The organism is Halomonas salsilacus (assembly GCF_051216275.1).
Classification (GTDB): domain Bacteria; phylum Pseudomonadota; class Gammaproteobacteria; order Pseudomonadales; family Halomonadaceae; genus Halomonas.
On record NZ_JBPKAQ010000006.1, the window covers coordinates 86,381 to 105,718 of the forward strand.

The following is a 19,338-nucleotide window of genomic DNA, read 5'->3' on the forward strand; positions in this document are numbered from 1 at the left end:
CCCTGGTAGCCCCATGGATATAACCTCGATCCTGCTCAATCTCCTTACCCCCAGCGTCTTCCTGGTGGTCTTTGCCGGTGTGCTGATCGGCATCGTGGTGGGGGCCATACCCGGGCTTAACGGGGCCATCGGCATCTCACTGCTACTGCCCCTGACCTTCGCCATGGAACCCCAGATCGGCTTGCTGCTGCTCGGCGGCATCTACATGGGCGGCATGTACGGCGGCTCGATCACCGCCATCCTGATCAACGTACCGGGGGATGTTGTGGCCGCGCCCGTGGCCATGGAGGGTTATCCCATGACCCAGCAGGGCCGCGCCAAGGAGGCCCTCTACTATTCGATCTTCTCCAGTATGTTCGGCGGCTTCATCGGCGTGCTGATCCTGATCCTCTTCACCCCGCCACTGGCCCGCTTCGCTCTGCAGTTCGGTCCGGCGGAAATGTTCTTCGTCTCCCTCAGCGGCCTGATCATCGTCGGCGCGCTCAGCGGCAGCTTCCTCAAGGCGGCCTTCGCCGTCCTCTTCGGCCTGTTCATCAGCACCATCGGGGTGGACATGATCGCCGGGGCGGAACGCTTCACCTTCGGCAGCTCGGAGCTGCGCTCCGGCATCTCGGTAGTGCCGGTGGTGCTGGGCCTGTTCTGCTTCGCCGAGATGTTTCTCAACATCGGCAAGAAGCCCAGCGAACAGGTGCCGTACCGCGACCAGCAGATCTCTCGCATGACGGTGGTGAAGGATATCCTCCGCCAGCGCTTCCTGGTCTGGAAATCCGGCATCATCGGCACCGTGGTGGGTCTCCTGCCCGGGGTGGGGACGACGCTGGCGGTGTTCATGTCCTATGGCGACGCCAAGCGGGTCTCGAAGCGGGGGATTCCCTTCGAGACGGGCAACCCGGACGGCATCATCGCCGCCGAGAGCGCCAACAACGCCACCGTGGGCAGTTCCATGGTGCCGCTGCTGGCACTGGGTGTGCCGGGCAGCCCCACCAGCGCCATCATCGCCGGGGCCCTGGTCATCCACGGCATCGTCCTCGGCCCCAGCCTGTTCGTGAACCGCCCGGACGTGGCCTTCACCTTCCTCTACGGCATGCTGCTGACGGTGGTGGCCATGACCCTCATCGGCGCCGTGGGCATCAAGTACTTCTCCTACATCCTCAAGATCAAGATGGAGTACATCGTGCCCACTGTGCTGGTGTTCGCGCTGTTCGGCGCCTACAGCCTGCGCAACAGCCTCTTCGATGTCTTCATCGCCATTGCGCTGGGCATCGTCGGCGCCATCTTCAAGAAGATCCAGGTGCCACTGGCCCCGGTGATCATCGGGGTGGTGCTGGGGCCGTTGATCGAGACCAACCTGGCGCGCTCCCTGCGCATCGCCGGTGCCCGGGACATGCCGCTGGTCCAGTACCTGCTCGCCACGCCCCTGTCCATGGGCCTGCTGGCCATGGTGATCGTGCTGCTGCTGGTGGTGATCCGCATGCGTCGCAAGGAACAAGCGGCCAGCAAGGAGACCAACAATGCCTGAGTGGATGACACCGCCCAAGGTGGTGGTCATGGGGGTCTCCGGCTGCGGCAAGAGCCTGATCGGCGCCCGGCTGGCCAGGGAACTCGGCATCGCCTTCTTCGACGCCGATGACTTTCACAGTGCGGCCAATGTGCAGAAGATGGCCGAAGGCATCCCGCTCACCGATGCCGATCGCGCCGACTGGCTGGAGGCACTGGCCGGGCTGCTGGCCCGGGAGCCGGCCCTGGTGCTGGCCTGCTCGGCCCTCAAGCGTCGCTACCGGGAGCAGCTTCGCCAGGCAGTACCGGCGCTGCGCTTCCTCTACCTGGAGGGGGATTTCGCCACTATCCGCGGGCGTCTCGCCGGTCGTCATGACCACTACTTCAAGGGCGATGACATGCTGCGCAGCCAGTTTGCCCAGCTCGAGCCGCCCGGCGTGGACGAGGCCGTTGCCGTGTCCATCGACCAGCCGCCGGTCCGTGTGCTGCAGCGTTGCGTGGATGCCCTGAGCGCCCCGGGCGTCTATGATGGGCACCGCCAATGACCGGGCGGGGTGTCACGGCGCCTTGCCCATGCCTTTGCTAGAGCGCTACCCTCGTGAAGAAGAAACGCCCCACGCTGCAGGACATCGCCGACCGGGTCGGCGCCACCAAGATGACCGTCAGCCGCTGCCTGCGGGAACCCACGTCGGTGTCCAAGGCGCTGCGGGAGCGTATCTTCGAGGTGGCGGAGCAGCTCGGCTATATTCCCAACCGCGCCCCCGACCTGCTCTCGCGCTCCACCAGCCACTCCATCGGGGTGCTGGTGCCCTCGCTCACCAACCAGGTATTCGCCGACGTGCTGGTCGGCATCGAGTCGGTCACCGAGCCTGGCGGCTATCACCTGATGCTCTCTCATTACGGCTACAGCCAGGAGCTCGAGGAGCGCAGCCTGGCGTCACTGCTCTCCTACAACGTCGACGGGGTGATCCTTTCCGACAGCCATCACAGTGCACGCAGCCTGAAGATGCTGGAGACTGCCGGTATTCCCACCGTGGAGATCATGGACAGCCGCACGCTGCCGCTGCAACAGGCGGTAGGCTATGACAACGTGGCCGCGGCCCGTGAGATGATCGAGACGATGATCCGCGGTGGACGGCGCCGGATCCTCTACCTGGCGGTGCGCCTCGACGAGCGGACCCGGCAGCGCGAGCAGGGCTATCGCCAGGCCATGGAGGGTCATGGCCTGGCGCCTCTGACCCTGCAGCGTACCCAGCGCTCCTCCTACAGCGTGGGGGCCGCGCTGATGGCGGAGATCCTCACCGAGCACCCCGAGTGTGATGGGATCTTCTGCACCAACGACGACGTCGCCCTGGGCGCCTACTTCGAGTGCCTGCGTCGCGGGGTGGTCGTGCCGGAGTGTGTCGCCATCGCCGGTTTCCATGGCCACGATGTCGGCCAGGTGATGACCCCGAGACTCGCCAGCGTAATCACCCCGAGGGAGGCGATCGGCCAGCGCGCCGCGGCCGAACTGCTGGCGCGCATCCGCGGCGAGGCGATTGGCGAGCGCGTGATCGACCTCGGCTACCGCATCGAGGCCGGCGGGACGCTCTGACTCCCCCCTATGGGCCAGGTAGGCGCAGCCAATTAGCAAAGGGGGCTCGACGCGGTACCCTAGGGGTAATGTCCATGGGCAGGTTATTCTTCGCCAAGGTTCTGCCCCGCCGGGGTGTCCGCACAAGGAGTCCGAATGTCGTTGCTGCGTCTAGTTGCCTCACTGGCAGCGCTGCTGCCCATCCTGCTGATGTCCCCGGCGCTGGCCGAAGAGGGCCGTCGCCTGCAGCTGGTGGCCACCACCGGCATGGTCGCCGACGTGCTGCGCGAGGTGGGCGGGGATCGGGTGGAGGTACGCGGCCTGATGGGCCCCGGGGTCGACCCTCACCTCTACCGCCAGACCCGCAGCGATATCACGGCCATGACCCGGGCCGATGCGGTGTTCTGGAACGGCCTCTACCTGGAGGCGCAGCTCGAGTCCTTCCTCGAGCGCCTGGGGGAGCGCCAGCCGGTGATTCCGGTGGGGGAGGCGGTGCCCCGTGAGGCGCGCCTGGCCGATGAGGAGTACCCCGACCAGCACGACCCCCACGTCTGGATGGACCCGGGCCGCTGGCGTTTTGCCGTGGAGGCGATCCGCGATGCGCTGACCGAGATGGCCCCCGCCCACGCCGAGGCCTTCGCCGAGCGCGCCGATGCCTATCTCGAGGAGATCGACGCCCTCGACGCCTACGCCCGCGAGGTGCTGGCGAGCGTGCCCGAGGAGGCGCGGGTGCTGGTCACCGCCCATGACGCCTTCGGCTACTTCGGCGACGCCTACGGCTTCGAGGTGCTCGGAATCCAGGGCTTCTCCACCGAGAGCGAGGCGGGCCTGGCGCGCATCGAATCGCTGGTGAACCGGCTGGTGGAGCGCGAGATCGGCGCGCTGTTCGTGGAGACTTCGGTGTCGGATCGCAACGTGCGGGCCCTGGTGGAAGGGGCGGCCGCCCGCGGCCACGAGGTGCGCATCGGCGGCGAGCTCTATTCCGACGCCATGGGGCCCGAGGGCAGCTACGAGGGTACCTGGCTCGGCATGCTCGACCACAACGTCAGCCAGATCGCCATCGCCCTGGGCGGCGAGGTGCCCGAAGGTGGTCGCCTGGGCCGGCTCAGTCATCTCGAGGAGCGTCCCTGATGCCCGATGCCCGGTTCGACAAGGCGATCCTCGCCAGCCCGCTGGCGATCCACGGCCTGACCGTGAGCTACGACCACCGTCCGGTGGTCCATTCGGTGGATTTCGTCACTCCGCCGGGCAGCATGAGCGCCATCATCGGGCCCAATGGGGCCGGCAAGTCGAGCCTGCTCAAGGCCGCACTGGGCATCACCCGACGCCTCACCGGCGACGTGCGGGTCTTCGGCCGCCCCTATGCCCAGATGACCCGTCACGTCGCCTACGTGCCCCAGCGCAACAGCGTCGACTGGGACTTCCCCGCCCGGGTGATCGATGTAGTGGTCATGGGACTGTTCCGCGACCTGCGCTGGTGGCAGTTCGGCGGTCGCGAGCAGCGCCGCCGGGCGATGCAGGCCCTGACCCGGGTGGGCATGGAGGCCTTCGCCGAGCGCCAGATCGGCCAGCTCTCCGGCGGCCAGCAGCAGCGGGTCTTCCTGGCCCGGGCGCTGGTTCAGGAGGCTGACCTGACCATCCTTGACGAGCCCTTCGCCGGGGTCGATGCGGCCACCGAGACGGCCATCGTCGAGGTGCTCAAGTCGCTTCGCGACGAGGGGCGCACCCTGCTCTGCGTTCACCATGACCTGGCCACGGTGCGCGACTACTTCGACCACGTGCTGCTGCTCAATGTCCGGCGCATCGCCGCCGGCCCGGTGGACGAGGCGTTCACCGAGGCCAACCTGCAGGCCACTTACGGCGGGCGTCTCAGCTCGGTGCAGCTGGCGCGGCTGCTGGAACCGGCCCTGGCGGCCAGGGAGCGGTGATGGAGACCTGGTGGCGCGCACTCACCTTCACCCTCGGCTACAACACCGGCGTGGTGACCCTGGGGGCCATGCTGCTGGCGGCGGGCGCCGGCATGGTCGGCACCTTCGTGCTGCTGCGCAAGCGCGCCCTGGTCAGCGACGCGATCAGCCACGCGACCCTGCCAGGCCTGGCGCTGGCCTTCATCCTTGTCGGACTGACCACCGGCGACGGACGCTACCTGCCTGCGCTGCTGCTCGGCGCCGCCGCCAGTGCCGCGGTGGGGCTCTGGGCGGTACAGGCGATCAGTGATCACACCCGACTGGGGGAGGACGCCGCCATCGGCGCCGTGCTCTCCACCTTCTTTGCCTTTGGGGTGGTGCTGATCACCGTGATTCAATCCATGACGGTGGTCGGGCAGTCGGGCCTGACCGGCTATCTGGTAGGTGCCACCGCGGGCATGCTCGCCTCGGAGGCCAAGCTGATTGCCGCCTGCGCCCTGGGGTTGCTGGTGGCGGTTCTGGTGCTTCGCCGCCAGCTGTTGCTGGTCTGCTTCGACGCCGACTTCGCCCGCACCCAGGGACTCGACACCGGTCGTCTGGACCTCGTGCTGCTGATGCTGCTGATGGCGGTGGTGGTGATAGGCCTCAAGGTGACCGGGCTGATCCTGATTGTTGCCCTCACCATCATCCCGCCGGTGGCGGCGCGCTTCTGGACCGATCAGCCAATGCGCATGGTGGCCCTGGCCGCTCTGCTCGGGGCCCTGGCCGGCTATCTGGGCGTGACCCTCTCCAGCGTGCGCGAGGGGCTGCCCACCGGCCCCCTGATCGTGCTCAGCGCCTTCGGACTGTTCATGCTTTCCTTCCTGTTTTCGCCGCGGCGTGGCGTGCTGGCCTCGCTGCTGGCCTACCGTCGGCTGCGCCGCCGGGTCCACCTGCGTCAGGGGCTGCTGGCGCTCGCCCGTGACGAGCCGATCTTCGACGACCTCACCCTGACCCTGCTGCGCCGGCGAGGCCATATCCGCCGCGATGGCGTGGCGACCCCGGCCGGGCTCGCCGCCGCTCGGGACGCCGACCACGAGGAGCGGCTCTGGGCGCTCTACCGGGCGCGCTACCCGGACGATGCCCTGCACCGCGAGCACGCCGGGCTGGTGCCCATCCATGAGGTGCTCTCGGGGGATGCGATCATGGCACTGGAAACCCAGCTGATGGGCCGCGGAGGTGCCGCACGATGAACGAGTTCATGATGTTCAGCCTGGTGCCGCTAACCGTGGCGGTGATCATCTCCATGACCTGTGCGCTGCTCGGCAACTTCCTGGTGCTGCGCCGGCAGAGCCTGATCGGCGACGCCATCAGCCACGTGGCGCTGCCTGGCATCGTGGTCAGCTTCCTGCTCACCGGCGTGCTCTCCTCCTCGGCGATGATGCTCGGCGCCGGGGTCTCGGCGTTGGTCACGGTGGGGATGATCGAGCTGATTCGCCGGCTGGGGCGGGTGGAGGCGAGCGCCGCCATGGGGGTGGTGTTCACCAGCCTGTTCGCGCTGGGGGTGCTCTTGCTGGAGTGGCACGGCGCCAGCGGCGTGCACCTGGACGTGGAGCATGCCCTCTACGGCAACCTGGAGAGCCTGATCTGGTTTGAGGGCACTGGCCCCGCGGCACTGGTCGATCCCGTGGCCCTGGCCGACCTGCCGCCCCAGCTGGGCCGCGCCGCCTGGGTGGGTCTGGTGGTGGTCGCCATTCTGGTCGTGCTGCGTCGCCAACTGGTGCTGGGCAGTTTCGACCCGGAGTTCGCCGCCAGCGTTTCCGCTCGCCCGGCGCTGGTCGACCTGCTGCTGGTCACCCTGGTGGCCATCGCCGCCATCGCCGCCTTCGAGGCGGTGGGCTCGATCATCGTCATCGCCATGTTCATCTGTCCTGCGGCGGCGGCGCGGCTGATGACCAACCGGCTCGGCCGCCAGGTCGCCTGGAGCCAGCTCTTCGCGGTGGTCTCCGCGGTGCTCGGCTATCTGCTGGCCGGCCACGGTCCCGGTTGGCTGGGCTTCGAGGCCTCGGTCAGCGCCGCCGGCATGATCGCCACCGTGGCGGGACTGATCCTGCTGGCGGCCTGCCTGTTCGGCCCTCGCCGCAGGCGCACCGGGGCCGCGGTGGCCTGACATTCTCTCTAGAGAAGAGCGGCCCCTACCAGCGCCAGACTCGTGCCCGCGAGCACGAAGGTGATAAGCGCCAGCAGCCCATCACGTGCCATCAGCGCCAGCTCCAGGATATCCTCGAAGCGGACCCTCCCCGACGGGGCCTCGAGCGCCTCGATGGCCGCCAGCAGCTCCTCGAGGTTCCTCGGGGCACTCGCTTCGTCGTGGGAGCGCTGTCGTGGGGTGTGGCTGACATCCAGGCTCCAGGCAGGGTCGTGAGTTCCGAGGCGTTGCAACTCACCATGAAGTGTACTTGTATAAGTCATGTCGTCCAGAGCGACGGCATGCCGGGGACCCCTCTTCCGCCCACAGGGTCCGCAACGCTGGCTCCTTTCGAGGCTGGTCAGAGATATGAAAACACTCACCGCATGGATCCTGCTGGCGTTGGCCATGACGCTATCTTTGCCGAGCATGGCTCAGGAGGACAAGGAGGAGGAGAGGCTATGGTATTCCGTGGATGCGCTGAATACCGGCCTGGAGGAAGCCCCCGAGGAGGTCAGGCGGGTGACACCGCGAGAAGCGGTGCGGAACTTCATGCAGCTGACCGAGGAGGGGGAGTTCGCGTCGGCGGCGCATTTCCTCAACCTGTCAGATCTGGCGCCCGAGGAGCAGTCAGCCCAGGGGAGTGAACTCGCCAGGCAGTTGGCCGAGGTGCTCCGTCGCGGCGAGTGGCTCAATGTCTCCGACCTTCCGGCACAGCGGGATGCCCTTGTCGAGGATGCCTCGGGCCAGCACCCCCGGGCGGGTCAGCCGCGTCGTGACCTTCCCCTGGTGACACTGGATGCCAAGGGCCAGTCCTATGACGTCCGGCTGGGTCGCTATCGGGCGGGTGAAGACGATGCGGTCTGGCTGTTTACCCCGGAATCCCTCTCGGCGGTGGCCCCACTCTACGAGGCTTACGGTCCTTCCTCGCTGGAGAAGCACATCCCGGCGCGTTACAACAAGTCCTACGGCATGCTCAAGCTCTGGGAGTGGGTCGCCATCCCGATCTTCCTGGTGGTGATCGGGCTGCTGGGTTGGGGCGTCATCGCCCTGGTGGGTTTCGCGGCACACCTGGTACCTGCCGGGGTGGCCCGGGTCTTCATCGGCCAGGTCCGGGTGCCGCTGGCCTTCATCGCCATGTCGCTGATGGCTCGGTTCCTGCTCACTTATGTCGTCTCCTTCTCGGGCGCGGCCACGGCCAGTTTCCGAGTGCTGCTGACGATTATCTTGGCCTGGGGCGTTGGGCTAGTGGCCCTTCGCCTGCTGGATACCTTCCTGCAGAGGATGACGCGGCGAATGGTGGGGGAGATCGACGATACCAAGTACCGCGACGAGCGAATCCTGCTCACCTCGCTGTATGCGCTGCGACGAGGCATCATCCTGGTCACGGTAGTCGCCGTGACGTTGTATATCCTGGCGCAGATCGACCTCTTTGGTACCCTGGGAATGTCGCTGTTGGCGTCGGCCAGTGTCCTGACGGTACTGGTGGGGATCGCGGGCCAGGCGGTGCTGGGGAATATCCTTTCGTCCTTTCAGGTGTCGCTGGCAAAGCCCGTACGGATCGGCGATCTCGTGGTGTTCGAGGACGAGTGGTGCTACGTGGAGAGCATCTTCTACACCTTCATCCGCCTGCGCACCTGGGACGAGCGACGCTTGATCGTACCGGTCAGGTATTTTCTCTCCAAGCCCTTCCAGAATCTCTCGGCCAAGGAGGCGAAGCAGTACCGGAGGCTCGTGCTCAATCTGCACCTGAATGCCGACATCGCCGACCTGAGAGAGCAGTTTCAGACGTTTGCCAAGGCGGAAGACAAGGTCATTGAACACGACAAGTTGACGTGTTTCGTGACGGGCCAGAGTGAGACCTCCATGGAGGTCTCCTTCTACCTCATGGGGTCGGAACCCGTCTGCGCCTGGGAGGCAGAAGCCCATGTCCGGGAGAAGCTGATCGCCTATATTCGCGATTACCATCCAGAGTGGTGGCCCCGCGATGTGGTGGTCCTCAGCCACCGTGACGTGGCCGGAGGTGTTCGACCCGCCACCCGCAATGTGACTCGCCCGGCCACCGTGGAAGACGTGACCAACAGGGAGCCATGAGCATGGCATCGTGGCACCGTCGAGGTGAGTTCAATCCGTGAGCTGCCGCCCCGGGACCCGACGGCCGAGTCTGCCCCGTCCCGGTCCCCCATCGGCGGAGAGCCCCATGCCCTACGACGGCAAGCGACTGATCTTCGGCGGCTTCGAGGTGGTGGTGGACGCATAGGAGGCGCGGCGTCCCTTGCCATGGGCCGATTGGCCGGGGGCAGCCGGCATGGTATTGATAGTGGCTGATTTCATCACCACAAGGACCCCGTGATGACCCATGCCTCCCACACTCCGCAGGCCAACCCAAAACCGGGCCGCCCATGACGGCGATCCGTCCCGCCGCGACCCTCGCCCTGGTGCGCGACGGCGACCGAGGGCTCGAGGTCCTGCTGCTGCAGCGCACCTGGCAGGCGGCCTTCCTGCCCGGCTACTTCGTTTTTCCCGGCGGCGCCGTGGACCCCTGCGACCCGGACGTGCGGGCTTGCGCCTCGGGCTGCGGTGACGCCGCCATCAGCCAGACCCTGAGCCTCGACGAGGGCGGGGCCGACTACATGATCGCCGCCCTGCGCGAGTGCCTGGAAGAAGCGGGCCTGCTGCTGGCCGTGGATGGCCAGGGGCGCCAGCTGCCTGGGGATCATCCGATATTGACCGAGGGCCGCGAGGCGCTGCATCGCGAGGAGAGTGGCTTTCGTGAACTGTGCGAGCGCCATGGCCTTACGCTGCCGCTGGACCGGCTGGCCTACGTGGGCCACTGGGTCACGCCGCCGGGGGCGCCGCGACGATTCGACACGCGCTTCTTCGTGGCCCTGGCGCCGCCGGGCCAGCAGGCGAGCCACGACGGCAGCGAGACCATTACCCATGCCTGGCTGACCCCAGCCGACGCCCTGGACGCGCATCGTCACGGCCGGCTGGCGCTGGGCTATCCCACGCTGCGCACCCTGCGCTTGCTTGCCGATTTCACCACCAGCGAGGCGCTCCTGCGCCATGCCCATGCCAACCCGCCGACGCCGCGCCCCAGCCGCCCCTGGCCGGCTCGCAAGGGCGGCGCCGAGTGGCAGGTGGAGCCGGATGCACCGGCCTATGTGGAGGTCTCCCGCCTGGACCCGCATCGCCAGGGCACGGCCAGCGCCGAGATCGTGCCGGGCAGGGCGGTCGCGCTGGCGCCGGGGGTGACCCGGGTGACCGCGCCCAACCCTGGCGTGATGACCGGCCCCGGCACCAACAGCTACCTGCTGGGCGACGGTCGGGATCACCAGGTGATCGATCCGGGCCCCGAGGACCCCGCCCACCTGGAGAGGCTGCTGGCGCTCGCCGGTGGGCGGATCTCCCGGGTGCTGGTCACCCACACCCATATCGACCACTCCCCGGGGGCGGCCTGGCTCAAGGCGCGCACCGGTGCCCGGCTGGTGGGTCTGCCTTCCCCGGCTGGGGCCAGCCAGGATGCCACCTTCACGCCGGACCATCGGCCGGGCCACGGCGAGCGCCTCGACACGCCCGCCGGCCCGCTGAAGGTACTGCACACCCCGGGGCACGCCTCCAACCACCTCTGCTACCTGCTGGAGCCGGCGCGGCTGCTGTTTTCCGGCGACCAGGTGATGCAAGGCTCCACGGTGGTGATCAACCCCCCGGACGGCGACATGGCGGCCTACCTCGCCGCCCTGCATGCCCTGGGTCAGGAGTCCTTCGACACCATCGCCCCGGGCCACGGCTTCCTGATCGGGCAGGGCCACGCGGCCATCGACTTCCTGATCACCCATCGCCTGGCTCGGGAGCACAAGGTGCGCCGGGCCCTGTCGCGCCATGGGCCGGCCAGCCTCGAGGCGCTGACGCGCCACGCCTACGACGACGTGCCGGAAGTGCGGCTGGGCGTGGCGGAACGCTCGGCCCTGGCCCACCTGCTCAAGCTGGAGGCGGAGGGGCGCGCCGAGCAGCGGGCGGGGCAGTGGGTCTCGCGGGCGGGGCAGTGGGACTCGCGGCAGGGCTGAGGATCGCTGGCTGGCCCGCGGATGGCGAGCCGCGCCACCACCAGGGAGAGGCCCGACATGGCCGCATCGATGGTGGAGAAGACGCCGTCGAAGAGGATCGATCGGGAGCCGGCGAGCAGGCCGAAGGTGCCCCCCAGGCTGGAAACCAACAGGGTAACGGCGATGGAGACCTTGAGGGCGCGCTGTTCAAGGGTGGCCTGCATGATGGTTCTCTGATTCGAAAAGCCTGCCATTCTAGCCCAGCCGTTGAGGCGATCACGATTGCCAAGGTCGCCGGAGCTACTCCAGACTGGGTCTATCACCTCACTTTTGCCAGGAGCCCGTCATGAAACAACCCATCATCGCCGACAACCCACCTAAGCCGGAGCCGCAGGGGTGAGCCCTTTCGCAATGAGGCCGCCGGGTGAGGCCATCGTGACACCCAGGAGCGCGGCCGAGGACGAGGTGCGCCTCGAACGCCTGACCCCCGCCTCCCCCCACGTGCTGAGTCTTGCCCGCTGGGAGTTCCAGCAGTGGAGTTATCTGGACCCGGAGCGGCGGCTGGATGAGGCCCTCTTTGCCTTTCGCGAGCAGTGTGGCCCCGGCGGCGTCCCCTCGGTGTTCGTCGCCCTGTGCGGCGATCTCCCCGTGGGTATGGCCAGCCTGATCGCCGATGACATGCACGACCGCCCGGACCTTACGCCCTGGCTGGCCTCGGTCTATATGCTGCCAGCCTGGCGCGGCCGGGGCATCGCATCGCGTCTGGTGCAGCGCGTGGAGGAGGAGGCCCGGGCCCACGGCATCGAGCATTTCCATCTCTTCACCTCGGACCGGCAGTCGCTCTACCGGCGGCTGGGCTGGGACGAACAGGAGCGCTGCGTCTACCGCGGCGAGGCGGTGACGCTCATGAGCCGAAGGCTGCCGCCCGCCGCCGATGGCCCGGAACCGGCATAGGCCTCAGGGCCGGCAGACGAAGTAGTCGTTCTGGATGTCGTGCTCGAGCTGGCTCACCTCGATATCCCGGAAGCCCGCCTCCTCCAGGTAGGCCAGCGCCCGTTCCCTGCCCCACATGGTGCCCAGCCCCTCACCGCCCTGGGCCAGCGACACCGTCATGCAGTGGCTCACCGACACGGCGTAGAGCAGCGACCCCAACGGGTGCTCGCGGTCAAGATGGTGGTGGCTCGAGGCGTGGATGTCCTGCACCAGGTAGAGGCCATCCGGGGTCAGGCTGCGGTGGATCCCCGCCAGCAGCCGGCGCGGCTGGCCCTGGTCGTGGATGCCGTCGAAGGTGGTGACCAGCTCGAAGGCGCCGGGCTCGGCGGTGGCATCGAAATCGCTCAGATCGCGGATCTCCAAGGTGAGGTTATCCAGCCCCGCGGCGGCGGCCTGCTCCTGCCCCCAGTCGATCGCCTCCGCCGAGAGGTCATAGCCGACGAAGCGGCTGGCCGGATAACGCTCGGCCATGGCCAACAGCGCCCGGCCTCGCCCGCAGGCGCAGTCCATCACGCGGATGCCGGCCTCGAGCCGCTCGGGGAGCCCCGGCGCCAGGGGCAGGATGGCGTCGAACAGCGCCGGCAGCACGGTCTGGCCACTGTCACTGGCCATCACCTCCTGGAAGCGCGGGTAGCGGGAGTAGGGCACGCCGCCCCCCTCGCGAAAGCAGCGCACCACGTCGTCCTCCACGCCGCCGAGCATGGCGATGAACTGGGCATAGACGGCGAGGTTGGCGGGGCCGGCATCGGTGAGCAGCTCGGCGTGTTCGGCCGGCAGCCAGTAGGTGCGGTTCGACGGGGCGGTGTCGACGACGCGGCCGGCCACCATGCCGCCCAGCCACTCGCGCACGTAGCGCTCCTGGAGTCCGGTTTGCTCGGCCAGCGCCTCGGGCGTAACCGGTCCGGCCTCGGCCAGGGCCTCCAACAGGCCGGTCCGGTGGCCGAGGGAGGTCAGCAGCATCAGGCCGCTTTCGTTGAGTGCCGTGACGAGGCGCGCCTCGAAGCCGTCGGTGCTAGCCTTGTGGTCATGAGTCAGGGCGATGTCGCACATGATCGGGTCCTTTTGTTGTTGAAGAGAGGGACGGACTCAGCATATGGCGGCGACATGGCCAATACGCAGGCGCATCGCGCCGCAACCGGGGGTTTCCTGCCATGCGCGAACCCACCGCTACCATCGCACTCCTGGCGGTGCCCGAAACCACCGCCTCCACCCTCTACGGCATGTTCGACCTGTTCGGCGCCGCCGGCCGCGACTGGGAACTGCTGGTGCACGGCCGCAGCGGCCTCTCGCTGCTGCATCCGCGCATCGTCTCCCGGGACGGACGGGGCTTTCGCACCGCCAACGGTGCCTGGATCCAGCCAGACGATACCCTTGAAGATATTCGTGAACCCGTGGCCATCTGCATCCCCGACCTGCTGGTGGCGCCCGAGGAGCCCCTGACCGGGCGCTACGCGGCCGAGATCGCCTGGCTGCGGGCGGCCCACTCCCGGGATATCCTGCTGGCCGCCGCCTGCACCGGCGCGCTGCTGCTGGCAGAAGCCGGGCTGCTCGAAGGGCAGCACGCCACCACCCATTGGGCCTACTGCGATGTGCTGGCCAGGCGTTATCCCGGCGTTCAGGTGCATGCCCACCGCGCGCTGGTGGTGAGCGGCGAGGGGGAGCGCCTGATCATGGCCGGCGGCGGCACCACCTGGATGGACCTAGCGCTGTTCCTGGTGGCGCGGCTGGTGGGCATCGACGAGGCGATGCACCTGGCGCGTATCTATCTGATCGACTGGCACGGGGAGGGGCAGCAGCCCTACGCCGCCCTGACCAGCGCGCGCCAGGCGGAAGACGCCGACATCGCCCGCTGCCAGGTGTGGGTAGCCCGGCACTACGACACTCACTCGCCGGTGGCTGGCATGGTCGAGCAGAGCGGCCTGACCGAGCGCTCCTTCAAGCGCCGCTTCAAGCAGGCCACCGGCATGACGCCGATGGTCTACGTGCACACCCTGCGCCTGGAGGAGGCCAAGCAGATGCTGGAGAGCGGTGATGCGCCCATCGACGAGGTGGCCGAGGAGGTCGGCTACGCCGACCCCAGCTTCTTCCGCGCCCTGTTCCGCCGCCGCGTCGGCCTCACCCCCAGCCACTACCGCAAGCGCTTTCGCAACATGCGGCTGCGATTGGAGTAGCGACGGAGGCAGGAGTCGCGGTGGCCGGTAAGGCGGAGCCGGCCGATTACGCTGAAGGGATGCGAAGAAAGGAAGACGCGAGAGGGAGACAGAGACAAGCCGACAGGCAGGGCCACGGTGCCCATCGGATTGAGGCCGTGGCAAGGAGGTACCCATGAGCGAAAAACCGGATGTTGACTATCAGGCCGTGACCGCGCGGCAGCAGGCGGTGTGGGCCACCGGTGATTTCCACGAGATCGCACGGCAGAACGTGGTCATGGCCGAGGCGCTGTGCGCCGCGGTGGATCCTCACGGCGGCGAGCGCGTGCTGGACATCGCTTGCGGCAGCGGCACCGCCGCCCTGGTCGCCGCGCGGCGCTACTGCGAGATGACGGGCATCGACTATGTTCCGGCGCTGATCGAGCGCGCCAGGCAACGCGCCGCCGCCGAGGGGTTCGACGTGGACTTCCGGGTGGCGGACGCCCAGGCGCTGCCGTTCCAAGATGCCAGTTTCGATGCCGTGCTCTCGGTGTACGGGGTGCAGTTCGCCCCGGACCAGGCCCGCGCCGCCGAAGAGATGCTGCGCGTCTGCCGCCCGGGGGGGCGGATCGGCCTGGCCACGCCGATCCCGAAGGGTTGGAGCGGCGACTTCTTCGCCACCCACGCCAGGTATATGCCGCCTGCGTCCGGCCTTCAGCCGCCGCTGCGCTGGGGGACCGAGGCCGGTCTCATCGAGCTGCTCGGCACCGGCACCAGCGCCATCCACAGCGAGGAGCGCACGGCGCTGCAGTACTACCGATCTATCGACCACGCGGTCGAGGTATTTCTCAACTATTTCGGCCCCGTGATTCGGGCCTTCGATGCGGCAGGAGATGAGTCCCGCGAAGGCTATCGAAGCGACCTTGAGGCGGTGTTCCGCCGCTACAACCGCGCCACGGATGGCACGGCGGTGATCGAGAACGGCTACCTGCTGACCGTCGCCACACGGGCGTAGACGATGACCACGAGCCTCGGCTTGATCGTGATGGTGTCCCTGTCGGCGGTTGTCGGAGTGGCCCTGCTGCGCGGTCACGGGAAGAAGCGTCCAGCCAGTTGGCAGCGCCTGGTGGCGTCTGTGTTGGCCGGAATCGTGATTCTCTTTCTGGTATGGATGGCCATCATGGTGCTGGTGGTGGGCCCCGGCATGCGAACGACCTGACGGGGCCTCACCGCCAGGTGACGTTCGTCGAGTCCTGGCGGTCAGGAGCTATCTTTCTCCATCTTTACCCCTCTCCATCTGTTGCCCCCTCCATCGTTTTTCTGGGCTATATCTTGCCCATTAAAAACAGGATGATCAGGATGATCAACACCAGCCCGAGCCCCCCGCTGGGCCCGTATCCCCATCCCCGGCTGTGGGGCCAGGCAGGTATCACGCCGATCAGAAGCAGAATTACAATTATCAGTAGAATGGTTCCTAGTGACATGTCATTTCTCCCGGAAATGAGGGGCGGGACAGCGTCCAAGCACAAGCTCGCCGTGCAGCGTCCGTTGCGAACAGGAACGATGACCATGCGTTCCAGCACTTGTGGCCATGTCCTTCATTGACACTAGACGACTGGAAGCCAACCGTCCCTACGCGCTACTGCAAGAGGACTATGGTTCCTATCTAATTGAGATAAATGGTCCTCTCAAGGCTGATTCCCTCTGATACGCTACGCATTAGCTGCATGATGTTTTCAGGAAATACGATGGTCGTTACAACCGAGTACAGGAGAGCGATTCCTCAGGAAAGGGTGCCTCGGATCAGCATGAGCCTCCCCGATACGTCTGACTAAGAAGGCATCCCGACAGCCACGCACTATTATTCAATGGCACAAGCCAGCGCCTGCCCCGGGCTGGGCAGTAGACGTTCTGGCGGTTAGCACACGGACGGGGGAAGGGGATATGCGGCATACCGAAAGCCATAGAACCCAGCGGATTGGCTGGCTTCGCGCGGCCGTTCTTGGTGCCAATGACGGTATCGTGTCTACGGCTAGCCTGGTCTTGGGGGTCGCTGCCGCGGGGGCTGATGTTCGGGGCATCCTCGTGGCAGGCACGGCGGGCCTGGTGGCCGGCGCCATGTCAATGGCCGCTGGCGAGTACGTCTCGGTCAGCTCGCAGTCCGATACCGAGCGGGCCGATCTGGTCCGGGAGCGCGATGAGCTGGCCGCCAGTCCCGTCCAGGAGCAGGCAGAACTCACGGCGATCTACGTCAAGCGCGGGCTGAATCCGGACCTGGCGGAAGCCGTGGCGAGGCAATTGATGCATCATGATGCGCTCGGCGCACATGCGCGTGATGAGTTGGGTATTTCCGATACTCTGGCGGCTCGGCCCGTGCAGGCCGCGCTGGCATCCGCCGGCACCTTTTCGGTGGGCGCGGTATTGCCGCTGCTGGTCGTGTTGCTGTTTCCGGCTTCCGCGATGATGTGGGCCGTCTCGGTCAGTTCGCTGCTGTTCCTCACTCTGTTGGGGGTCGTGTCGGCGAGGGCCGGCGGCGCTCCGGTGATCGTTGCCGCTTCGCGTGTCACCTTCTGGGGGGCCCTGGCCATGGCGCTGACCGCCGGGGTGGGGGCTCTCTTCGGAGTGGCGGCATGATGAAGTGGGGAATGGTGAAGGTATACCTACTTCCCGCTTCTTTTTTTACCGATGCGGTTTTATCAGGGTTCGGCAGCGTTTCCCTGATACGGAGGAAAGATCATGAGACTTGCAGGCTCATGCCACTGTGGCGCGGTTGGTTTCTACGTTGAATCAAGGCCCCCCTATCCCTACCAGCGCTGCTACTGCTCGATCTGCCGCAAGACCGCCGGTGGGGGTGGCTACGCCATCAACCTGAGCGGGCGGGCCGAAACCCTCATTGTCGAGGGTGCCGAGAACAAGGCTGTCTACCATGCCGTCATCGACGGTGAGGCGAGCGCCGGCGAGCGCCCTTAATATTGCGATGCCGTATCCTGATTTCGAACAGGCTCCATCGATGGAGGTGGTGATGAATAAAGCCAGAAATCCCATGCTGATTGTAGTTGGAGCGTCCGCGGGTGGCATGGCTGCATTAAAGGTGCTAGTAGCTCAATTTTCTAAGGATTTTCCGGCTCCCATATTTGTTGTCAACCATATGGGCCCGCACACCACCGGCGAAGCGCTTGTCAAGATTTTGAATGAAAGCGGAAGTCTTTCCTGTGTACATGCCCAGCATAATGAAAAATTTAAACGCGGTTATATTTATCTCGCGCCGTCAGATCAACATATGCTGATTGTTAAAGACAAGATTCTCATTACCAAAGGTGCCAGGGAAAACCGTTCAAGGCCAGCTATCGATCCCTTGTTCCGTTCCGCAGCAGTGGCCTATGGAAACCAAGTTATTGGAATCATTCTGACAGGATACCTTGATGATGGCACCAGCGGCATGATGGCCATAAAGAGATGCGGTGGAATCTGTATTGCACAAGATCCTGATGACGCATCTTATCCAGATATGCCGCAGTCAGTTATATCGAATGTTGGTGCCGATTATTGCTTGCCGGTAGCCGAGATGGGGGCATTGCTATCCGATCTTCTAAGCAGAGATCTACCGGAGAGTCAGCCAGTTCCGGAAGACATTGTGATCGAGGCAAAGATCGCTCAGCGGGTTTTGAGTGATTTGCCTTCCGTTGAGGCGCTCGGCGACCAGGTGCCGTACAATTGTCCGGACTGTGGTGGGGTGTTATGGGAAATAGAGGAAGAGAAGCTGCTCAGGTATCGTTGTCATACTGGCCACGCGTTCACCTCATCGGCGCTGCTGGCTCAACAAACTGACAAGATTGAAGAAACCCTTTGGGTCGCGTTGAGGATGTTTGAGGAACGCCAGAATCTGCTCGTAAAAATGAGTAATAATGAAGGAAATCGTTCTTTATCATCGATTTCGCAGCGCGCTCAAGACTCTCAGGTTCACATTGAACGCATTCGGACCATGTTGAAGGCTACTGACAAAGATCTTCACGGATAACGAACTTGGTTACGAAGGCAGCGTCGAAGATGCAGTAATGCCAAAGTGCCATTGAATAATAAGGAATAAGTGCTGTGATTGTTGTGATATTCGAAGTCTGGCCGAAGCCAGATCATCAGCAGGATTATTTCGATATAGCCGCCTATTTGAAGACAATACTGGAAACCATTGATGGCTTCATCTCTGTCGAGCGTTTCGAAAGCGTATCTGAAAAGGGAAAATTTTTGTCGCTGTCATTCTGGCGTGACGAAGAGGCGGTGCACGCCTGGCGTAATGTGGTAGAGCATCGACGTTCCCAGGCCAAAGGGCGGGCAACCATCTTCGACAATTACCGCATACGAATTGGCGATATCATCCGTGATTACGGCATGAACGATCGTGCACAAGCGCCCAGGGACAGTCGTGAAACTCTTGGATAGGACCAATGGTCAACTCAATTCTGGACGCGAACTTATGGCTGCTCGTACAGGCACCTGTTCAGACAATGAGCGAACTAAAACCTATCTAGCCACGCCACCTCCAGCCGAAACGCCCCGGCGGTCTTGTCGGCGATCATCACCCCCAGCTGCTTGATTCCCGCGGGGTCAATAGGCGGAGCATTCTTGAGCAGCCGGCCGCGGAATACGGGCTCGAATTCGTGCCAGGGCAGCTCGACCCGCTGCCATGTATTGTCGGCGGTCTGGAAGGTCGCCCGGTAAGCCGCTCCCTCCGGCAGCTGTTCGGTGTAGAGGCGAAACTGGTAGGAGCGGCCATCGCTGCGCACGTAGAGTGCAACGCCCGGGTGGGCGCTCAGGTCGAAGGCCTCCGGGTCGCGGCGCACCGAGGCGAAGCCACCGTTGTTTTCAAGCGACGTCTCGCCGCTGAACACGCCGACGCCGCCCTCCACCGTTATTCCGCCCCGGGAAATGCCGCCCATCACGTTGTCGTTGATGGCGCACCAGCGGTTCGGCTCGTCGGGGTCATGGAAGTCGATGAGACGTGTCGTCATTGGGGCCTCCAGGGTTGCGT

General features: G+C 65.6%; 21 protein-coding genes and 2 pseudogenes. 18 read left to right on the top strand and 5 right to left on the bottom strand.

Translation table 11 applies throughout. The features are described 5' to 3' along the window. Positions 1-13: 13 nt before the first annotated feature. The 7 genes from ACR80S_RS10290 (at position 14) to ACR80S_RS10320 (ending at position 7,126) form a co-directional block, all read left to right on the top strand. Positions 14-1,519: a tripartite tricarboxylate transporter permease gene (locus ACR80S_RS10290; RefSeq protein ID WP_435403133.1), complete on the top strand. Its 1,506-nt coding sequence runs from the start codon at positions 14-16 to the stop codon at positions 1,517-1,519. Continuing rightward, entirely contained in the window at positions 1,512-2,042 is a 531-nt protein-coding gene (locus ACR80S_RS10295; RefSeq protein ID WP_435403134.1) for a gluconokinase, read from the top strand. Before ACR80S_RS10290 ends, ACR80S_RS10295 begins: the two co-directional genes overlap by 8 nt. A gap of 53 nt (positions 2,043-2,095) precedes the next feature. Continuing rightward, positions 2,096-3,091 carry a gluconate operon transcriptional repressor GntR gene (gene gntR / locus ACR80S_RS10300; protein WP_435403135.1) on the top strand — a complete coding sequence of 332 codons (996 nt, stop codon included), beginning with the start codon at positions 2,096-2,098 and terminating at the stop codon, positions 3,089-3,091. A 135-nt stretch (positions 3,092-3,226) separates the two neighbouring features. Next, positions 3,227-4,201, top strand: coding sequence for a metal ABC transporter solute-binding protein, Zn/Mn family (locus tag ACR80S_RS10305; protein ID WP_435403136.1), 975 nt, complete (start codon positions 3,227-3,229; stop codon positions 4,199-4,201). Continuing rightward, entirely contained in the window at positions 4,201-4,998 is a 798-nt protein-coding gene (locus tag ACR80S_RS10310) for a metal ABC transporter ATP-binding protein (RefSeq protein ID WP_435399136.1), read from the top strand. Before ACR80S_RS10305 ends, ACR80S_RS10310 begins: the two co-directional genes overlap by 1 nt. Next, entirely contained in the window at positions 4,998-6,209 is a 1,212-nt protein-coding gene (locus tag ACR80S_RS10315; RefSeq protein ID WP_435399135.1) for a metal ABC transporter permease, read from the top strand. Before ACR80S_RS10310 ends, ACR80S_RS10315 begins: the two co-directional genes overlap by 1 nt. Then, positions 6,206-7,126 carry a metal ABC transporter permease gene (locus ACR80S_RS10320; protein ID WP_435403137.1) on the top strand — a complete coding sequence of 307 codons (921 nt, stop codon included), beginning with the start codon at positions 6,206-6,208 and terminating at the stop codon, positions 7,124-7,126. The genes ACR80S_RS10315 and ACR80S_RS10320 overlap by 4 nt, the downstream gene beginning before the upstream one ends. Positions 7,127-7,134: 8 nt before the next feature. Here the strand turns inward: ACR80S_RS10320 and ACR80S_RS10325 are convergent, their stop codons facing one another. Next, a complete protein-coding gene (locus ACR80S_RS10325) occupies positions 7,135-7,428 on the bottom strand; it encodes a hypothetical protein (protein WP_435403138.1) in 294 nt (97 codons plus the stop codon). A gap of 85 nt (positions 7,429-7,513) precedes the next feature. On the opposite strand from ACR80S_RS10325, the gene ACR80S_RS10330 reads away from it, so the two are divergent. From ACR80S_RS10330 to ACR80S_RS10340, 3 genes are all read left to right on the top strand, one after another. Then, the gene (locus ACR80S_RS10330; protein WP_435403139.1) at positions 7,514-9,238 is read left to right on the top strand and encodes a mechanosensitive ion channel family protein; all 1,725 of its coding nucleotides are present in this window, start codon (positions 7,514-7,516) and stop codon (positions 9,236-9,238) included. Positions 9,239-9,275: 37 nt separating this feature from the next. Then, positions 9,276-9,404, top strand: a complete 129-nt coding sequence (locus ACR80S_RS10335; protein WP_435399131.1) for a DUF1428 domain-containing protein — start codon at positions 9,276-9,278, stop codon at positions 9,402-9,404. A 142-nt stretch (positions 9,405-9,546) separates the two neighbouring features. Beyond that, positions 9,547-11,211: an MBL fold metallo-hydrolase gene (locus ACR80S_RS10340; RefSeq protein ID WP_435403140.1), complete on the top strand. Its 1,665-nt coding sequence runs from the start codon at positions 9,547-9,549 to the stop codon at positions 11,209-11,211. 23 nt (positions 11,212-11,234) lie between these two features. Here the strand turns inward: ACR80S_RS10340 and ACR80S_RS10345 are convergent. Then, positions 11,235-11,444: pseudogene (locus ACR80S_RS10345) on the bottom strand (hypothetical protein); the annotation flags it as partial. A 181-nt stretch (positions 11,445-11,625) separates the two neighbouring features. On the opposite strand from ACR80S_RS10345, the gene ACR80S_RS10350 reads away from it, so the two are divergent. Then, complete coding sequence (locus tag ACR80S_RS10350; protein WP_435403141.1) at positions 11,626-12,144, top strand: GNAT family N-acetyltransferase; 519 nt, start codon at positions 11,626-11,628, stop codon at positions 12,142-12,144. A 3-nt stretch (positions 12,145-12,147) separates the two neighbouring features. Here the strand turns inward: ACR80S_RS10350 and ACR80S_RS10355 are convergent, their stop codons facing one another. Then, on the bottom strand, positions 12,148-13,233 hold the full coding sequence (locus ACR80S_RS10355) for a class I SAM-dependent methyltransferase (protein ID WP_435403142.1): 1,086 nt from the start codon (positions 13,231-13,233) through the stop codon (positions 12,148-12,150). 101 nt (positions 13,234-13,334) lie between these two features. Between ACR80S_RS10355 and ACR80S_RS10360 the strand changes: the two genes are divergently transcribed. The 3 genes from ACR80S_RS10360 (at position 13,335) to ACR80S_RS10370 (ending at position 15,531) form a co-directional block, all read left to right on the top strand. Further along, on the top strand, positions 13,335-14,354 hold the full coding sequence (locus ACR80S_RS10360) for a GlxA family transcriptional regulator (RefSeq protein WP_435403143.1): 1,020 nt from the start codon (positions 13,335-13,337) through the stop codon (positions 14,352-14,354). Between the two features lie 154 nt (positions 14,355-14,508). After that, complete coding sequence (locus ACR80S_RS10365; RefSeq protein WP_435403144.1) at positions 14,509-15,327, top strand: class I SAM-dependent methyltransferase; 819 nt, start codon at positions 14,509-14,511, stop codon at positions 15,325-15,327. 3 nt (positions 15,328-15,330) lie between these two features. Next, positions 15,331-15,531, top strand: coding sequence for a DUF1129 domain-containing protein (locus ACR80S_RS10370; protein ID WP_435399127.1), 201 nt, complete (start codon positions 15,331-15,333; stop codon positions 15,529-15,531). Positions 15,532-15,637: 106 nt separating this feature from the next. Here ACR80S_RS10370 and ACR80S_RS10375 read toward each other — a convergent pair whose 3' ends face one another. Further along, positions 15,638-15,883, bottom strand: coding sequence for a DUF3309 family protein (locus tag ACR80S_RS10375; protein ID WP_435403203.1), 246 nt, complete (start codon positions 15,881-15,883; stop codon positions 15,638-15,640). A gap of 373 nt (positions 15,884-16,256) precedes the next feature. On the opposite strand from ACR80S_RS10375, the gene ACR80S_RS10380 reads away from it, so the two are divergent. The 4 genes and pseudogenes from ACR80S_RS10380 (at position 16,257) to ACR80S_RS10395 (ending at position 18,749) form a co-directional block, all read left to right on the top strand. Next, entirely contained in the window at positions 16,257-16,946 is a 690-nt protein-coding gene (locus tag ACR80S_RS10380; RefSeq protein WP_435399125.1) for a VIT1/CCC1 transporter family protein, read from the top strand. A 102-nt stretch (positions 16,947-17,048) separates the two neighbouring features. Then, positions 17,049-17,276: pseudogene (locus ACR80S_RS10385) on the top strand (GFA family protein); the annotation flags it as partial. Between the two features lie 58 nt (positions 17,277-17,334). After that, entirely contained in the window at positions 17,335-18,330 is a 996-nt protein-coding gene (locus ACR80S_RS10390; protein ID WP_435403145.1) for a chemotaxis protein CheB, read from the top strand. 74 nt (positions 18,331-18,404) lie between these two features. After that, complete coding sequence (locus ACR80S_RS10395; RefSeq protein ID WP_435403146.1) at positions 18,405-18,749, top strand: antibiotic biosynthesis monooxygenase family protein; 345 nt, start codon at positions 18,405-18,407, stop codon at positions 18,747-18,749. Between the two features lie 74 nt (positions 18,750-18,823). On the opposite strand, the gene ACR80S_RS10400 is transcribed toward ACR80S_RS10395, so the two are convergent. Beyond that, positions 18,824-19,318, bottom strand: coding sequence for a CIA30 family protein (locus ACR80S_RS10400; RefSeq protein WP_435399122.1), 495 nt, complete (start codon positions 19,316-19,318; stop codon positions 18,824-18,826). Between the last annotated feature and the right edge of the window lie 20 nt (positions 19,319-19,338).

What these genes read in the sequence shown, in the direction of transcription:
- ACR80S_RS10290 (WP_435403133.1), top strand. Translation starts at nt 14, where the DNA reads ATGGATATAACCTCGATCCTGCTCAATCTCCTTACCCCCAGCGTCTTC.
- ACR80S_RS10295 (WP_435403134.1), top strand. Translation starts at nt 1,512, where the DNA reads ATGCCTGAGTGGATGACACCGCCCAAGGTGGTGGTCATGGGGGTCTCC.
- ACR80S_RS10305 (WP_435403136.1), top strand. Translation starts at nt 3,227, where the DNA reads ATGTCGTTGCTGCGTCTAGTTGCCTCACTGGCAGCGCTGCTGCCCATC.
- ACR80S_RS10310 (WP_435399136.1), top strand. Translation starts at nt 4,201, where the DNA reads ATGCCCGATGCCCGGTTCGACAAGGCGATCCTCGCCAGCCCGCTGGCG.
- ACR80S_RS10315 (WP_435399135.1), top strand. Translation starts at nt 4,998, where the DNA reads ATGGAGACCTGGTGGCGCGCACTCACCTTCACCCTCGGCTACAACACC.
- ACR80S_RS10320 (WP_435403137.1), top strand. Translation starts at nt 6,206, where the DNA reads ATGAACGAGTTCATGATGTTCAGCCTGGTGCCGCTAACCGTGGCGGTG.
- ACR80S_RS10325 (WP_435403138.1), bottom strand. Translation starts at nt 7,428, where the DNA reads ATGACTTATACAAGTACACTTCATGGTGAGTTGCAACGCCTCGGAACT.
- ACR80S_RS10330 (WP_435403139.1), top strand. Translation starts at nt 7,514, where the DNA reads ATGAAAACACTCACCGCATGGATCCTGCTGGCGTTGGCCATGACGCTA.
- ACR80S_RS10340 (WP_435403140.1), top strand. Translation starts at nt 9,547, where the DNA reads ATGACGGCGATCCGTCCCGCCGCGACCCTCGCCCTGGTGCGCGACGGC.
- ACR80S_RS10355 (WP_435403142.1), bottom strand. Translation starts at nt 13,233, where the DNA reads ATGTGCGACATCGCCCTGACTCATGACCACAAGGCTAGCACCGACGGC.
- ACR80S_RS10360 (WP_435403143.1), top strand. Translation starts at nt 13,335, where the DNA reads ATGCGCGAACCCACCGCTACCATCGCACTCCTGGCGGTGCCCGAAACC.
- ACR80S_RS10365 (WP_435403144.1), top strand. Translation starts at nt 14,509, where the DNA reads ATGAGCGAAAAACCGGATGTTGACTATCAGGCCGTGACCGCGCGGCAG.
- ACR80S_RS10370 (WP_435399127.1), top strand. Translation starts at nt 15,331, where the DNA reads ATGACCACGAGCCTCGGCTTGATCGTGATGGTGTCCCTGTCGGCGGTT.
- ACR80S_RS10375 (WP_435403203.1), bottom strand. Translation starts at nt 15,883, where the DNA reads ATGGTCATCGTTCCTGTTCGCAACGGACGCTGCACGGCGAGCTTGTGC.
- ACR80S_RS10380 (WP_435399125.1), top strand. Translation starts at nt 16,257, where the DNA reads ATGCGGCATACCGAAAGCCATAGAACCCAGCGGATTGGCTGGCTTCGC.
- ACR80S_RS10390 (WP_435403145.1), top strand. Translation starts at nt 17,335, where the DNA reads ATGAATAAAGCCAGAAATCCCATGCTGATTGTAGTTGGAGCGTCCGCG.
- ACR80S_RS10400 (WP_435399122.1), bottom strand. Translation starts at nt 19,318, where the DNA reads ATGACGACACGTCTCATCGACTTCCATGACCCCGACGAGCCGAACCGC.